Source organism: Enterobacter sp. 50793107, assembly GCF_001463365.1.
GTDB classification, from domain to species: Bacteria; Pseudomonadota; Gammaproteobacteria; order Enterobacterales; family Enterobacteriaceae; genus Enterobacter; species Enterobacter cloacae.
In genome coordinates, this window is record NZ_LNII01000055.1 from 41,063 (window position 1) to 55,812 (window position 14,750).

The following is a 14,750-nucleotide window of genomic DNA, read 5'->3' on the forward strand; positions in this document are numbered from 1 at the left end:
ACCTCAGTGGTAACCTTCTGTATCAGAAACTTTTCCCCGAAAGACGTAGTAACTCCAGGCGGTGTACACCAGGATCACCGGAATAATCAGTAACGTCCCCACCAGCATAAAGAGCTGGCTGGCGGGCGGGGCCGCGGCATCCCACAGGCTAATGCGCGGCGGAATAATGTTCGGCCACAGGCTGATGCCCAGTCCGCTAAAACCGAGGAAGATAAGCCCAAGCGTCAACAGGAACGGACGCGCGTGGCTGGCCGGGTTGCGGGTCAAGCGCCAGATCCACAGGCTAAATATGCCCACCAGCAGAGGCACCGGCAGGAACCAGAAGAAGTTAGGCAGGGTAAACCAGCGCTCGGCCACGTACTGCCAGCCGAGTGGCGTCCAGATGCTCACCACCGCGATGACGACAATCAGCGCCAGCAGCACGTGGCGGGTCAGTTCGCGCATGCGGTTTTGCAGTGCACCTTCGCTTTTCATGATAAGCCACGTGGTGCCCAGCAGCGTATAGGCCACCACCAGCCCGATACCGCAGAACAGGTTGAAGGGGGTCAGCCAGTCGAGGGCAGACCCCACGTAGCGTCGGCCTTCCACTTCAAAACCGTTGATCACCGCGCCGACCACCACGCCCTGGCTGAAGGTGGCGAGTAGCGAGCCTCCGGCAAAGGCGTAGTCCCAGAACTGGCGGTGAGAGGGCGTCGCTTTGAAGCGGAACTCAAAGGCGACGCCGCGAAAGATAAGACCGATCAGCATGGCGGTAAGCGGAATGGTGAGCGCATCAATGATCACCGCATAGGCCAGCGGAAAGGCGCCAAAGAGCCCTGCGCCGCCCAGCACCAGCCAGGTTTCGTTGCCGTCCCAGACGGGGGCCACGCTGTTCACCATCACGTCGCGCTCTTTAGCATCGCCCACGAAGTTAAACAGCAGACCGATCCCCAAATCAAAGCCATCCATGATGATGTACATCAGGGTGGCGAAGACGATGATGGCAAACCAGATAACCGAGATATCGACGCCCATCAGATTCTCTCCTCTTCCGGAACAGACTCAGCGGCAGACAGCGGACGGGCGGGGGTGCCCGAGGTGTTTGAGGTTAGCGTGTCCACCGGCTGTGGTCCTTTCTTAATCAGACGCACAAGGTAGACATAGCCCACGCCAAACACCGAGCAATAAACGACGATGAAGGCCAGCAGGCTGATGCTCATCTGCAGCGTGCTATGCAGAGAGACCGCGTCGATGGTGCGCAGATAGCCGTAGACCACCCACGGCTGGCGACCCACTTCGGTGGTCACCCAGCCTGCGAGCAGCGCCAGCAGACCGGCTGGCCCCATACAGAGGGCAAACCAGTGGAACGGGCGCGAGTGATACAGCCGGTGGCGATAGCGTAGCCACAGGCTCAGGACGCCGAGGGCGATCATCAACAGCCCCATACCAACCATAATGCGGAACGACCAGAAGACGATGGTGGAATTAGGGCGATCTTCTTTCGGGAAATCTTTCAGCGCGGGGACCTGTTTATCCAGACTGTGGGTCAGGATCAGGCTGCCGAGGGCCGGGATCTCAAGCCCGTATTTGGTGCGCTCCTCTTCCATATCCGGCAGACCAAACAGCAGCAGCGGGGTGGCTTCCCCTGGCGGATTTTCCCAGTGCCCCTCGATGGCGGCGATTTTGGCAGGCTGATGTTCAAGCGTGTTCAGGCCATGCATATCCCCGACTACGGCCTGAATGGGGGCGACCAGCAGGGCCATCCACATAGCCATCGAGAACATTTTGCGAATGGCGGGCGTGTCGTTGCCGCGCAGCAGGTGCCAGGCTCCCGACGCGCCCACAAACAGTGCGCTGCACAGGAACGCGGCGATGGACATGTGAATCAGTCGGTACGGGAAAGAGGGGTTGAAGATGACGGCCAGCCAGTCTTCAGGGATCACCTGACCGTTCTCAATGGTGAAGCCCTGCGGAGTGTGCATCCAGCTGTTAGAGGCGAGGATCCAGAAGGTGGACATTAGCGTACCCAGCGCCACCATGCAGGTTGCGAAGAAGTGCAGTCCCGGTCCAACCTTGTTCCAGCCGAACAGCATTACGCCGAGAAAACCGGCCTCCAGGAAGAAAGCGGTTAATACCTCGTAGGTCAGCAATGGCCCGGTGATGCTACCTGCAAACTGAGAGAACCCGCTCCAGTTGGTGCCGAACTGATAGGCCATGACCAGCCCGGACACAACGCCCATACCAAAGTTGACGGCAAATATTTTGAGCCAGAAATGGTACAGGGAGCGCCAGACGTCGTTTTTGGTACGCAGCCACATCCCTTCGAGCACCACCAGATAGCTGGCAAGCCCGATGGTGATCGCCGGGAAGAGAATATGAAACGAGACGGTAAAAGCGAACTGAATTCTCGCCAGATGAAACGCGTCGAGTTCGAACATGGTCCGTACCTCTGGAACGATGGGGCACGAGAATTACCAGGCAGCGGGAGCTGCCTGGCAAAACCGGTTACGGTTTTTTCTTACCGGCGCCTAGCTCGGCACCTGTTAACGGGTCGGCGTTCGGATCGGATTTTGTGCGAGCAGACATCGCCTTGACGAGCGTAGCCTGTTCGGTCGAGAGCGTCACGCTTGCACTCCCGTCTCCACCGTCAACCGCAGGTTGGGGGGCCTCAACGTAGTCGAAATGCTTATCGCTGTTCCAGCTTCCGCGGACCTCGCCACCTTCAGACATATTGTAGTACTTGTTGGTGAATTCCTCGATTGGCGGCAATTTCCCCGGCGGGAAATTATTGCGAATAGACTGAAGCGCCTTCTCGAAGGAGAGCTGGTGCGCCGCCTCTCGCGTCATCAGAAACGCCAGTGCATCTTTCACCCCGGGATCGTCTGTCACGTTGATCAGACGCTCATAGATGATTTTTGCCCGCGCCTCTGCGGCCACGTTCGAGCGCAGATCCGCCGTGGGTTCACCAATGGTATCAACATAGGCCGCTGTCCAGGGCACACCCGCGGAGTTGGTGAGCGGGGTACCGCCGCCGTAGAGCAGGGAGGTGATATGGCTGTCGTTGCCGTTTTCGGTCATGGAACGGTACAGCTCGGCTTCGTTCTCTACCCCTTCCGCCAGCGCGCCTTTGGCCCCTTTATTCAGCATGCCGACCAGCGTCCCGATGATTTCGAGGTGGCTCAACTCTTCGGTCGCGATATCCATCAGCATATCTTTACGGCCAGGATCGTCATCACTCAGGCCCTGGGTGAAGTAGCGGCAGGCGGCCGCCAGTTCACCCTGCGGCCCGCCAAATTGTTCCAGCAGAAGATTGGCGAGGCCGGGATTCGGTTCAGCAACGCGAACCGTGTATTGCAGCTGTTTGACGTGTCGAAACATACACTCTCCTGTGGTTTATTTTTTCGCTTCGACACCTGATGCATCAGAACGCAGCAGGAACTGTTCCGTCGTTTGCGGAATATGACGAATTAGCCAGTCGGCCATCTCGCGCTCTTCGGCGAGAATGGTTTCAATGGCGGGTACAGAGGCGGTGTCGCCCGCTTTTTTGGCCGCGGCCAGCAGGGAGGTGTAGCAGGCAATTTCGAACTGTTCGAAAACATAGCCGCTGATGGAGCCTTTAACAATCTCATCGGACGGGAACATGCCGCCGATGGACTGGCCGAGCGCAGCCATTTTGCTCATCGAGTCTTTTAAAACCGAACGAGAAATATCATTACGATCGAGGATTTCCTCCAGCAATGTGATTTGCCGTTTTGTCTCATTAAGGTGCTGCTCAATACGGGCGCGAACATCAGGATAATTTTCAATACGGCTGGCCATCGATTCCAGCATTGATTCGGCTTGCTTTTCCATTGCATGGGCATCGCGTAGCCAGTCATGGTAGTGTTCTACGTGATTCATATTTCGTTCCTCATTATAGGTTCGCTTATTTGGTCTCACTTTCAGCAGCCTGATCGGCACGTGCGGCACTGTAGCCAGATAAATGGCCGACAATATTGGCGTAAATACTGATGATAATGACCCATAGTACGCTATTCTTCCACCATATTACGGAAGGAATAGCAAGGATGAACCATATTATAGCTGCCGTTAAATGGCACCGTTTAATTGTCCTGGGACTGATGCTCATTATATTTAACCTGTGTTATAGCGTCATTTTTGCGCTTTTTGGTTAATATTTCCTACGGCCAGGTCGGTGAGTTTAAGATCGGTTTCTTTTTCTTCTTCCAGTGTTTCGGCAAGAAGTTTAACGGCTTTTTTATAGCCAAGTTGTTCTGCTAATGTGGCAAGGGTACCGTAACTGGCAATTTCGTAATGTTCCACTTTTTGCGCTGCAGCAATTAATGCAGCATCACGGACTTCATTCTTTTCTGTGCTTTCGATGACCTCATTGGCCTCTTCAATTAAGCCTTCCATTGCCACACATTTCATTCGCTTAAGCTTAATACCGTCTTCCTGTTCGATGATCTGGTCGATACGCTCAATCTGACCCTGCGTCTCCTCAAGGTGGGCGGTGAAGGCCGCGCTGAGCTTTTCACTGGAGGCGGCACGGGCGAGTTTGCTCAGGGCTCGGGTGAGCTGTTTTTCCGCGCTGTAGGTATCAGATAGTAGATGAATAAAAACATCCTCGATACTTTTCATATTCATATATTTTGCTCCGGTTAAAACGTTAAGGGAACTGCGAGCCTTTCGGCCCGCAGCATGCTCTCTGATATTACTGAGACAGCTTAATAAAATCAGGAGTTATCAGATTTACGGCCTCCGCCGTGACTATTCTGACCCCCTTTCTTACCTGCTTCAGATGCGCGTTGCGGATCGTTTTTGAAATTACCGCCGCTGTGCTGGCCGCCTTTACGTCCAGCTTCTGATGCTTTTTCACGGTCTTCAGCGAAATTACCGGAACCACCACGATGCTCTGCCATATTAAACCTCATAGTCATATATTGGTTATGTCAGTACGATACAGAAATATTCCGTATCACTCGTCGTTCGAGTAATAACTTTAGACGCTGTGCGGCATGCGTCAAATGCGTTTCGCCATTCACGGTTGCGTTATTTAAAAATATTGGTGGGTTTACGCTTCGTTTGGCGAAAAAATATGGATGAGTGGGAAGGACTTGTAAAAAAATGCTCGGATTAATCCTAAGTTGCCGCTAAAAACCTGAAAGGTGAGGATAAAAATTGTAGCGCCACAATTTCGTTCAATTTTTAGCCGGGATGGTCTCCAAAATTACTCCTTTATAGCTAGAAAACAGAATAATCATTAATTATAAGGAAACTCCTGGACGACGGGCCGGGGGGAAAGGAAGGGGGCCTGGTACGGCCGCGACAGGTTCGGGCAGCACACGGTTTGACCACTGTCGTCGTAAGATCACAAATCGTAAATTCTTCCCCCCGGAAGGAACGGGTTTCTCTACACTCCAGGTAATATTCACTGGAGGCATGACACCATGGCGAACACCATCACGGCTGATGATATTCGGGAACATTTTTCGCAGGCTATGTCGGCGATGTACCAGCAGGAAGTTCCGCAGTACGGCACCTTGCTTGAGCTCGTCGCGGACGTAAACCTGGCGGTTCTGGAAAACAATCCACTCTTACATGAACAACTGGCGAATGCAGATGCGCTGGCGCGCCTGAATGTGGAGCGTCACGGGGCTATCCGCGTGGGCACCGCAAAAGAGCTTTCTACTTTACGTCGTATGTTTGCCATCATGGGCATGTACCCGGTCAGCTACTACGATCTCTCTCAGGCGGGCGTTCCGGTTCACTCGACGGCATTTCGCCCGGTGGATGATGCGGCGCTGTGCCGTAACCCGTTTCGTATCTTTACCTCACTGCTGCGCCTTGAGTTGATTGAGAACGTTGCCCTCCGCGAGCGGGCGGCGGAGATCCTCTCTCACCGCAACATCTTTACGCCGCGCTGCCTGGCGCTCATCGAACTGCATGAAAAAGAAGGGGCGTTCACCGAGGCGCAGGCGCGGGAGTTTGTTCAGGAAGCGTTAGAAACCTTCCGCTGGCACCGTCATGCGACGGTCGATCAGGAGACCTATCTGGCGCTGCATAATGAGCATCGCCTGATTGCGGATGTGGTCTGTTTCCCGGGATGCCACATCAACCACCTTACGCCACGCACGCTGGATATTGACCGGGTGCAGGAGCTGATGCCGAAGTACGGCATTGAACCCAAAATTCTGATTGAAGGGCCGCCGCGCCGCGAGGTGCCGGTGTTATTGCGTCAGACCAGCTTCAAGGCGCTGGAAGAGCCAGTGCTGTTTGCCGGGGAACATAAAGGCACCCATACCGCGCGCTTTGGTGAAATTGAACAGCGCGGGGTGGCGTTGACGCCGAAAGGTCGCGAGCTTTATGACAGTTTGCTCGCCGAGTCCGGCACCGGCAAAGACAACCTGACCCATCAGCTTCATCTGCGTGAAGTGTTCAGCGCCTTCCCGGACAGCGAGCTTATGATGCGCCGACAGGAGCTGGCGTATTTCCGCTATCGCCTGACGCCAGCGGGTGAAGCGCATCGTCATGCGTTTCGTCCGGGCGACGATCCGCAGCCGTTAATTGAACGCGGGTGGGTGGTTGCCCAGCCGATCACCTATGAAGATTTCCTGCCGGTCAGCGCCGCAGGGATTTTCCAGTCCAATCTCGGGAATGAAACCCAGGCGCGCAGCCACGGTAACGCCAGCCGGGATGCCTTCGAAGCGGCGCTGGGCTGCCCGGTCTATGACGAGTTCGCACTGTACGAGGAGGCGGAAACCCGCAGCAAACAGCGTTGCGGTTTGCTCTGAAATCGTTACTCTTCAGGGGTGTGATGGAAAAAGAAGGTAGTTATGCAATATCCCTCCGCCCCTGTGGTTGAAACGCGCTACGGCGCACTGGCTGGTTTTACGGATAATACTGTTCAGGCGTGGTACGGCATTCCCTACGCCGCACCGCCCGTTGGCAACTGGCGCTGGCGCTCACCGCGACCGCCCGAACGCTGGGATGGGGTTCGCACGGCAACGGCGTTTTCCGCCTCAAGCTGGCAAAGCAGCGAATATTGCCAGGAGCTGGGCGGCGGGGATCCCGGACAGTTTTCAGAGGATTGTCTTTATCTTAATGTGTGGTCGCCCGTTGACCGCGTTGAGCCGCTGCCGGTGATGGTCTGGCTGCACGGTGGTGGGTTCACGCTCGGCGCGGGTGGGTTACCGCCCTATAACGGCAGGGCGCTGGCGGAACGCGGCGTGGTGGTGGTCACCCTCAATTACCGTCTTGGTCATCTCGGCTTTTTCGCCCATCCTGCGCTGGAGGGGGAAGAAGATCGCGTGGTGCATAATTTTGCCCTGCTGGATCAGATCGCCGCTCTCGAATGGGTGCGGGACAATATCGCCGCGTTTGGCGGCAATCCCGAAAACGTCACGCTGTTTGGTGAATCAGCTGGCGCACGCAGCGTGTTGTCGCTGCTGGCCTCGCCGCTGGCGAAAGGGTTATTTCATAAAGCGATTGTGCAAAGTGGCTATACCTTGCCGGATACCCCGCGCGAGCAGGCCCTGCGAAAAGGGGAAGCGCTGGCCGCGCATTTTGGGCTGGAGAACGCGACAGCGGAGCAGTTGCGTGCTATTCCACCTGAGTCGTTCTGGCCGTTAACGGCACCGCTGAATATCGCCCCGGCCCCTGTTGCCGGAGATTGTGTTCTCCCGGAGCCGATGCTGGACGTATTCTTCGCCGCCCGTCAGCAGCCTGTCCCCATCATGATTGGCTCCAACAGCGACGAGGCGAGCGTAATGGCGGTGTTTGGCATCGATCTCGCCGGACAAATTCAGAAGCTCCGCCGGGAGCGGCGCTTTGGTCTGGGGCTGATCAAGCTGCTCTATCCAGGCGTGAAAGGCGATGAAGAGCTGGGAAGGCAGGTGTGCCGGGATATGGCGTTCACCACCATGGGCTATGTGGTGATGCAGGCCCAGCAGCGCGTCGGCGCGCCGTGCTGGCGCTACTGGTTTGACTATGTGGCCGAAGCGGAGCACGCCACCTATATCAACGGTGCCTGGCACGGCAACGAGGTGCCGTATGTGTTTGATACGCTAGGAGAAGTGGAACCTTCACGGCAGTATGTGAACGCGCGTGATTTACAGTTCGCCGCCCACGTGGCCGACTATTGGGTGAGTTTTGCCCGCGATGCGGGGCATCGTGACAGCCTGCCTGGGCCGACGCACTGGCCAGCCTGCCGTAAAGGGCGTGACGTCCTGTTACGCATTGGTGTGAATAAGCATGCAGGTTTTAAGCTTGAAAACCGCTTTATGCGCGCCCGCATGAGCCTCTTTAAACGGGTGATGAAGCACCACGTTAACCTCGATTAAGCAAACAGGCACGAAATGCGGCCAGGCCGTTTTCCGTGCCTGGCGCTTCGCGCAGCACCAGCCGGTAGCTCGCACCGGTTTTGATACTGGTCGCAAAAGGCCGCACCAGCCTTCCTGCGCGGATGTCCTCTTCCACCAGCGTTTCATCGGCGATGGCGACGCCCAGCCCCTGAATGGCCGCCGTAATGGCGAGATCCATCGTGTCGAAGTGTTGATTTTTGTGCATAACAACGCCCGGCTCATCCTGTTTCGCCAGCCACAGTGACCAGTCGGTTTTATCCCGTGTCGGGTGAAGAAAGGTCAATGAACCCAGTCCGGTCGCTGCCCGCAGCGGGCTGAGCACCGGAGTTAACGCCTCTTCGAACAGCAGATCGCCCGCGCTCATGTGCGTGCCAAACACGATGGCGGCGTCGTAGGATTCGGTTTTAAAGTTGACGTTATGATCGGTGGTGGTGGTCAACGCGATTTGCAGATCGGGCTGCTCGCGCTCTACCTCCAGCAGGCGCGGCACCAGCCAGCGCATGGCGCAGGTAGGCGCTTTCAGCCGGATCACCGTATGCTGGGTGCGGGCCCGATCGGCCACGTTCAGCATCTGTTCGAAAGCGGATTGTAGCTCCGGCAGCAGGGCGCTACCCTGGGAAGAGAGGCGTAATCCGCGCGCGTGGCGTTCAAAAAGCGGAAAGCCAAACCACGCTTCCAGAGCGGCGATTTTACGGCTCACGGCCCCCTGAGTCAGACAAAGCTCTCTGGCGGCATGGGTGAGATTCAGGTGACGCGCGGTCACCAGGAAGGCGTCGATGGCATTGAGCGGGAGCGAACGGCGCGACATAAAAACACCTCAGCTATGCATTTTTCTCATGGCTATTATGACAACAATTCGATTGTCCCGGCAACGGCGTTGTTGTTTGAATAGTTATGCAATCTCCATGAGAAGGATAAATGATGACCCTGAAGACCGCGGTACAAACCCGTTCCAAATTACCGGATGTGGGTACCACCATTTTTACCGTAATCGGCCAGCTTTCTGCTCAGCACAACGCCATCAATCTTTCTCAGGGCGCACCGAATTTTTCCTGCGACCCGAAACTGATTGCGGGCGTAACCCGCGCAATGGAGGCAGGGCATAACCAGTATGCCGCGATGACCGGCCTGCAGCCTTTGAAAGAGCGTATCGCGGAGAAAATTGCCACCCTTTACGGCACCACGTATGACCCGGGGCGCGAGGTGCTGGTTACCGCCAGTGCCAGTCAGGGGCTCTATTCCGCCATCAGCGGGCTGGTGCATCCGGGCGATGAGGTGATCTACTTCGAACCGTCATTTGATAGCTACGCGCCGATTGTTCGCCTTCAGGGCGCCACCCCGGTCGCCATCAAACTCACGGTGCCGGATTTTGCCGTGAACTGGGATGAGGTCCGCGCGGCCATCACCCCCAAAACGCGTATGATCATCATCAACACGCCACATAATCCAAGCGGGCAGGTGTTCTCCGCGAATGACCTGCAGCAGCTGGTGGCCGTGACGCGCAATACCGATATCATTATTTTGTCTGACGAAGTGTACGAGCACGTCGTTTTTGACGATGAGCCGCACCACGGTATGGCCACACATCCGCAGCTGGCGGAGCGTAGCGTCATTATCTCTTCCTTCGGAAAAACCTATCACGTTACCGGATGGCGCGTGGGGTACTGTGTTGCACCGGCGGCACTGATGGAAGAGATTTGTAAAGTGCATCAATTTTTGATGTTTTCTGCCGATACGCCAATGCAGCATGCGTTTGCCGAACATATGACCGATCCGCAAACCTGGCTGTCGCTGGCGACGTTTTATCAGCGCAAGCGCGATCTGCTGCAAACTCTGCTGGCTGAGTCGCCGTTTAAACTGCTGCCGAGCGCGGGCTCGTTCTTCCTGCTGGCGGATTACAGCCCGTTCAGCGACGAGCCCGACAGCGAGATGGTGAAACGGCTGATCGTTGAGTGCGGTGTCGCGACCATTCCGCTGTCCGCTTTCTATACGGATGGTACGGACAATAAATTGATTCGTCTCTCTTTTGCCAAAGATGAGGCGACGTTACGGGCAGGTGCCCAGGCCCTGTGTCGGGTTAAACCACGCTAAGGAGTTTGAGATGAAATTACGCGCGTTAGTTGTCGGCATGGGACTGCTGTGTACGTTTTCGTCATTCGCGGCCACCGAACTGCGGTACGGACTGGAAGCGGAATATCCACCGTTTGAGAGCCGCAATGCCTCCGGCGAGCTGGAAGGGTTTGACGTTGAATTGGGGAATGCCATTTGCAAAGCCGCAGCGCTGAAATGCACCTGGGTGGAAACATCCTTTGATGCGTTGATTCCGGGGCTGGTGGCGAAAAAATTTGATGCCATCAACTCGGCGATGAACATCACCGAACAGCGGCGCAAAAGTATCGATTTTACCCAACCTATCTACCGCATCCCCTCGCAGTTAGTCGGCAAGGCCGGAACCGCAGTAGAGGCGACACCTGAAGGGCTTAAGGGCAAAACCATTGGCGTGTTGCAGGGTTCCATTCAGGAAACCTATGCCAAAGAGCACTGGGAAAAGCAGGGTGTCACGGTAGTGTCGTATAAAGATCAGAATATGGCGTGGGGCGATTTGCTGAATGGCCGCATCGACGCCTCGCTGGTGATGTCCGCGGCCGGGCAGGCAGGGTTCCTGAGCAAGCCGCAGGGGAAAGGGTTTGGCTTTATCGGCAAACCGGTGTCTGACGATACCATCCTCGGCAGCGGGATCGGCTTTGGGCTGCGCAAAGGGGATGAGGCCACCAAAAAGCAGCTTGATGCCGCGATTGATAAAGTTCGTGCCGACGGCACGATCGCAAAACTCGCTGATAAGTACTTCCCGGGTATCGATGTCAGCGTAAAATAACCACCTCATTTCGCCCCGGTTGTCGATGTCGCACCGGGGCATTTTTCTTCACACTTTCCAGGCTTTCTTTACACCACTTTCGGGCCGTTCTGGTCGACAGAAAATATTTCTCACTTTGCTCATATAATCACCGGCCAACAATTGGATTCTTAACCGTTTTTGTTTAGGCTGTGCGTTCTTTCTTGCCGTCATTTCGCCGAGCGCGAAACACATTCACACGACCATAAGGACGTTTTTCCAGGCATGAATCGCAGACGTTTTTTACAAGGTTCGCTGGCAATGGCAGCCCTGAGCGGCACTTCTGGCCTTGCTTCACTGTTCTCCAGAGCGGCCTATGCCGCTGACTCTGACATCGCCGATGGCCAGAGCCGTCGTTTTGACTTCTCCGTACTGCAATCCATGGCCCATGACCTGGCGAAAACCCCGTGGGGTGGTGCGCCGCGTCCGCTGCCGGAAACGCTGGCAACCATGACGCCGCAGGCCTATAACGCCATCCGGTACGATGAAAAGCAGTCCCTGTGGAACAACATTGAAGGCCGTCAGCTTGACGTGCAGTTCTTCCACATGGGGATGGGCTTCCGCCGCCGCGTGCGGATGTTCTCCCTGGACCAGTCGACCTCTCAGGCGCGTGAGATCCACTTCCGCCCGGAGCTCTTCAGCTACGGGGATACCGGGGTAGATACCAAACAGCTGGAAGGGCAGAGCGACCTCGGTTTTGCCGGCTTCCGCGCCTTCAAAGCGCCTGAGCTGGCGCGTCGCGATATTGTCTCTTTCCTCGGCGCGAGCTATTTCCGTGCGGTAGATGACACTTACCAGTACGGCCTGTCGGCGCGTGGTCTGGCGGTGGACACCTTTACCGACACGCCGGAAGAGTTTCCTGATTTCACGGCCTTCTGGTTTGAAACCGTCAAACCGGGCGATACCACCTTTACCGTCTATACGCTGCTGGACAGCCCAAGCATTACCGGTGCCTATAAGTTCGTGATCCACTGCGAGAAGAGCCAGGTGATCATGGAAGTAGAAAACCATCTCTATGCGCGTAAGGACATCAAACAGCTCGGTATCGCGCCGATGACCAGTATGTTCAGCTGCGGCAATAACGAGCGCCGTATGTGCGACACCATTCATCCGCAGATCCATGACTCCGACCGTCTGGCCATGTGGCGCGGTAACGGCGAGTGGATCTGCCGTCCGCTGAACAACCCGCAGAAATTGCAGTTCAATGCCTTTATCGATAAAAACCCGAAAGGGTTTGGTTTGCTGCAGCTTGACCGGGATTTCTCCCACTATCAGGACGTGATGGGCTGGTATAACAAACGCCCAAGCCTGTGGGTGGAGCCGCGTAACGACTGGGGTAAAGGTGCGGTTGGCCTGATGGAGATCCCGACCACAGGTGAAACGCTGGATAACGTGGTTTGCTTCTGGCAGCCGGAAAAAGCGGTCAAAGCGGGCGATGAGCTGGACTTCAAATATCGCCTGTACTGGAGCGCCATGCCGCCGGTACGTTCCCCGCTGGCCAACGTCTTCGCGACGCGTACCGGTATGGGCGGCTTCCCGGAAGGCTGGGCGCCAGGTGAACACTACCCGAAAGTGTGGGCCCGCCGCTTCGCCATCGACTTTGTCGGCGGCGATCTGAAAGCGGCCGCGCCGAAGGGGATTGAGCCGGTGATCACGCTCTCCAGCGGTGAAGCGAAGCAGGTGGAAATCCTCTACGTTGAGCCGTTTGACGGATACCGCATTCTGTTTGACTGGTACCCAACGTCCGATTCGACGGAGCCGGTGGATATGCGCCTGTTCCTGCGCTGTCAGGGCGATGCCATCAGTGAAACCTGGCTTTATCAGTATTTCCCGCCAGCGCCGGACAAACGTAATTACGTTGACGACCGGGTAATGCGTTAACGATCGATTCCCTCTCCCTGTGGGAGAGGGTTAGGGTGAGGGGCAATGACCGCAGCAAAATTCGAAATTATCCCTGTATCAGACGCTATCGAACTTCGCGCCGTCGAAGAGCGCTACACCGCCGATCTGCACAACCTCGTTGTCAAAAACCGCACCTTTCTGCAAACCGCGTTTGATTGGGCGCAGCACGTGGGAACGGAAGAAGACACCCGACGTAACGTGCAAAGCAACCACATGCTACATCAGCGCGGCTACGCGAAAATGTTTCTTATTTTTCAGGCGGACGAACTGGTGGGCGTGCTGTCGTTCAATTCCATTGAGCCGGTTAATAAAACGGGCTACATCGGCTATTGGCTCGATGAAGCGCATCAGGGGAAGGGGATCCTCTCCTGCGCCTTGCAGGCATTTATGCGCTACTACGTTGAGCGGGGCGAGATCCGCCGTTTTGTGATCAAGTGCCGGGTGGCGAATCAGAACAGCAACAACGTTGCGCGTCGCAACGGCTTTACCCTGGAAGGGTGCCTGCGGGAAGCGGAATACCTCAATGGCCGTTATGACGATGTGAACCTTTACGGCAGAGTTTTCCCCCTATAGCGCGCCCAGCAGAGGCGTGCGGGTGATTCGACTCTCGCCATTAACCACTTTTTCGCCGCGCAGATGAATGCTGTCGCCGTCGAAAGCCTCAATGACGGCATCGTCGGTGATTTCAACGTGGTGCTCAATCAGTACGTCGCCGCTGATCCGCGCCCGCCCCTGAATCACGACCTTATCATCAATCATGATCGGCCCCCCGCGTAGCCACGCCTGACCGCCAATCAGCACGTGGTGCTTAATTACGCAGTTGCCTTCCACCACCGCATTCTCAGCCACCTGAGAGCTGTAGCGCACGGTAGGGATGGCATCGTCGTCGAATCCGGCAATCAGGCGCGCGTTGCCGTACACTTTTGCGCAGTCGCAGACCCAGACGTTATTGATATCGTTCCCTTCAAGAATGGCCTTGTCGAACACCTCGGCACGGTGCTCGATAAACGCATAATTGACGATGGCCTCGCCGTAGATTTGCGCCTGATGCACCACGCGCGACTGGCTGACGGTCGCGTTGTCGTAGATTTTAAGGATCTGCTCCTGGTCTGGGGTTAAGCCTTTGGCGGCGATAATCATGCTGTTATGCAGCACCCGGGCATCACCAAAAATATGGCATTCCCCCCGTACGGTGGAGTTCTGGATGGTGACGTTGTCACTTATTCGCGCCCCATGGCTCACGTTTGCCCCGTCCAGCCAGCTGTTGCCGCTAATATGGGCATGGTCGCTGACGACGCACGGCAGGGTCAGACGGGCATTACCGGAGACGGTCGCACCGGCGAAGACCACGCTGTTTTCGTCGTAGATCCAGCAGTTCCCCTCCTGAGACAAGGCGCGTTCATCTTCAATCCAGCCGCCTTTCGTCCCGGCGGCGACGTCATTAAAATCTGTCGTGGCGATAATCTGTTTTAACGTAGCCGAGTGGGGCGTTTCGCCGTTTTTCCAGTGCCAGAGCCGGGTTTCATCGCTGAGCCGATACTTTTTCATCGTGTTATCCCTGGTAAGCGTCTTCACTAAACGTAGCAAACTTTCAGCTTTGCGTTGTGCTGGCA

General features: G+C 56.1%; 15 protein-coding genes. 6 read left to right on the forward strand and 9 right to left on the reverse strand.

What is annotated here, in order from left to right; translation table 11 throughout:
* Positions 1-3: 3 nt before the first annotated feature.
* The 7 genes from cydB to APU11_RS07700 form a co-directional block, all read right to left on the reverse strand.
* Positions 4-1,014 carry a cytochrome d ubiquinol oxidase subunit II gene (gene cydB, locus APU11_RS07670; protein ID WP_029883802.1) on the reverse strand — a complete coding sequence of 337 codons (1,011 nt, stop codon included), beginning with the start codon at positions 1,012-1,014 and terminating at the stop codon, positions 4-6.
* Positions 1,014-2,417, reverse strand: a complete 1,404-nt coding sequence (locus APU11_RS07675; protein ID WP_013096665.1) for a cytochrome ubiquinol oxidase subunit I — start codon at positions 2,415-2,417, stop codon at positions 1,014-1,016. Before APU11_RS07675 ends, cydB begins: the two co-directional genes overlap by 1 nt.
* A gap of 67 nt (positions 2,418-2,484) precedes the next feature.
* The gene (locus APU11_RS07680) at positions 2,485-3,357 is read right to left on the reverse strand and encodes a manganese catalase family protein (RefSeq protein WP_020688584.1); all 873 of its coding nucleotides are present in this window, start codon (positions 3,355-3,357) and stop codon (positions 2,485-2,487) included.
* Positions 3,358-3,372: 15 nt separating this feature from the next.
* Positions 3,373-3,879, reverse strand: coding sequence for a ferritin-like domain-containing protein (locus tag APU11_RS07685; RefSeq protein WP_013096663.1), 507 nt, complete (start codon positions 3,877-3,879; stop codon positions 3,373-3,375).
* A 25-nt stretch (positions 3,880-3,904) separates the two neighbouring features.
* Positions 3,905-4,108 carry a hypothetical protein gene (locus APU11_RS07690; protein WP_013096662.1) on the reverse strand — a complete coding sequence of 68 codons (204 nt, stop codon included), beginning with the start codon at positions 4,106-4,108 and terminating at the stop codon, positions 3,905-3,907.
* A gap of 23 nt (positions 4,109-4,131) precedes the next feature.
* Entirely contained in the window at positions 4,132-4,626 is a 495-nt protein-coding gene (locus APU11_RS07695; protein WP_014831873.1) for a ferritin-like domain-containing protein, read from the reverse strand.
* An 89-nt stretch (positions 4,627-4,715) separates the two neighbouring features.
* Positions 4,716-4,901, reverse strand: coding sequence for a general stress protein (locus tag APU11_RS07700; RefSeq protein ID WP_004150795.1), 186 nt, complete (start codon positions 4,899-4,901; stop codon positions 4,716-4,718).
* Between the two features lie 528 nt (positions 4,902-5,429).
* Between APU11_RS07700 and APU11_RS07705 the strand changes: the two genes are divergently transcribed.
* Positions 5,430-6,773, forward strand: a complete 1,344-nt coding sequence (locus tag APU11_RS07705) for a VOC family protein (protein ID WP_058651348.1) — start codon at positions 5,430-5,432, stop codon at positions 6,771-6,773.
* A gap of 42 nt (positions 6,774-6,815) precedes the next feature.
* Positions 6,816-8,321, forward strand: coding sequence for a carboxylesterase/lipase family protein (locus APU11_RS07710; RefSeq protein WP_038980629.1), 1,506 nt, complete (start codon positions 6,816-6,818; stop codon positions 8,319-8,321).
* On the opposite strand, the gene APU11_RS07715 is transcribed toward APU11_RS07710, so the two are convergent.
* Complete coding sequence (locus tag APU11_RS07715) at positions 8,308-9,150, reverse strand: LysR family transcriptional regulator (protein WP_058651347.1); 843 nt, start codon at positions 9,148-9,150, stop codon at positions 8,308-8,310. The genes APU11_RS07710 and APU11_RS07715 overlap by 14 nt on opposite strands.
* Before the next feature lie 113 nt (positions 9,151-9,263).
* Between APU11_RS07715 and APU11_RS07720 the strand changes: the two genes are divergently transcribed.
* The 4 genes from APU11_RS07720 (at position 9,264) to rimL (ending at position 13,710) form a co-directional block, all read left to right on the forward strand.
* Positions 9,264-10,433 (forward strand): pyridoxal phosphate-dependent aminotransferase, encoded by a 1,170-nt coding sequence (locus APU11_RS07720; protein WP_040020829.1) that lies wholly within the window; start codon positions 9,264-9,266, stop codon positions 10,431-10,433.
* Between the two features lie 10 nt (positions 10,434-10,443).
* The gene (locus APU11_RS07725) at positions 10,444-11,217 is read left to right on the forward strand and encodes an ABC transporter substrate-binding protein (protein WP_014831878.1); all 774 of its coding nucleotides are present in this window, start codon (positions 10,444-10,446) and stop codon (positions 11,215-11,217) included.
* A 243-nt stretch (positions 11,218-11,460) separates the two neighbouring features.
* On the forward strand, positions 11,461-13,116 hold the full coding sequence (locus APU11_RS07730; protein ID WP_058651346.1) for a glucan biosynthesis protein: 1,656 nt from the start codon (positions 11,461-11,463) through the stop codon (positions 13,114-13,116).
* Between the two features lie 45 nt (positions 13,117-13,161).
* Positions 13,162-13,710 carry a 50S ribosomal protein L7/L12-serine acetyltransferase gene (gene rimL, locus APU11_RS07735; RefSeq protein WP_045294005.1) on the forward strand — a complete coding sequence of 183 codons (549 nt, stop codon included), beginning with the start codon at positions 13,162-13,164 and terminating at the stop codon, positions 13,708-13,710.
* Here rimL and ydcK read toward each other — a convergent pair.
* Positions 13,705-14,685 carry a YdcK family protein gene (gene ydcK / locus APU11_RS07740; RefSeq protein WP_013096652.1) on the reverse strand — a complete coding sequence of 327 codons (981 nt, stop codon included), beginning with the start codon at positions 14,683-14,685 and terminating at the stop codon, positions 13,705-13,707. The genes rimL and ydcK overlap by 6 nt on opposite strands.
* Positions 14,686-14,750: the final 65 nt, after the last annotated feature.

Bases quoted from the DNA above. Each gene is read 5' to 3' on its own strand.
- cydB (WP_029883802.1), bottom strand. From the start codon at position 1,014: ATGGGCGTCGATATCTCGGTTATCTGGTTTGCCATCATCGTCTTCGCC.
- APU11_RS07675 (WP_013096665.1), bottom strand. From the start codon at position 2,417: ATGTTCGAACTCGACGCGTTTCATCTGGCGAGAATTCAGTTCGCTTTT.
- APU11_RS07680 (WP_020688584.1), bottom strand. From the start codon at position 3,357: ATGTTTCGACACGTCAAACAGCTGCAATACACGGTTCGCGTTGCTGAA.
- APU11_RS07685 (WP_013096663.1), bottom strand. From the start codon at position 3,879: ATGAATCACGTAGAACACTACCATGACTGGCTACGCGATGCCCATGCA.
- APU11_RS07690 (WP_013096662.1), bottom strand. From the start codon at position 4,108: ATGAGCATCAGTCCCAGGACAATTAAACGGTGCCATTTAACGGCAGCT.
- APU11_RS07695 (WP_014831873.1), bottom strand. From the start codon at position 4,626: ATGAATATGAAAAGTATCGAGGATGTTTTTATTCATCTACTATCTGAT.
- APU11_RS07700 (WP_004150795.1), bottom strand. From the start codon at position 4,901: ATGGCAGAGCATCGTGGTGGTTCCGGTAATTTCGCTGAAGACCGTGAA.
- APU11_RS07705 (WP_058651348.1), top strand. From the start codon at position 5,430: ATGGCGAACACCATCACGGCTGATGATATTCGGGAACATTTTTCGCAG.
- APU11_RS07710 (WP_038980629.1), top strand. From the start codon at position 6,816: ATGCAATATCCCTCCGCCCCTGTGGTTGAAACGCGCTACGGCGCACTG.
- APU11_RS07715 (WP_058651347.1), bottom strand. From the start codon at position 9,150: ATGTCGCGCCGTTCGCTCCCGCTCAATGCCATCGACGCCTTCCTGGTG.
- APU11_RS07720 (WP_040020829.1), top strand. From the start codon at position 9,264: ATGACCCTGAAGACCGCGGTACAAACCCGTTCCAAATTACCGGATGTG.
- APU11_RS07725 (WP_014831878.1), top strand. From the start codon at position 10,444: ATGAAATTACGCGCGTTAGTTGTCGGCATGGGACTGCTGTGTACGTTT.
- APU11_RS07730 (WP_058651346.1), top strand. From the start codon at position 11,461: ATGAATCGCAGACGTTTTTTACAAGGTTCGCTGGCAATGGCAGCCCTG.
- rimL (WP_045294005.1), top strand. From the start codon at position 13,162: ATGACCGCAGCAAAATTCGAAATTATCCCTGTATCAGACGCTATCGAA.
- ydcK (WP_013096652.1), bottom strand. From the start codon at position 14,685: ATGAAAAAGTATCGGCTCAGCGATGAAACCCGGCTCTGGCACTGGAAA.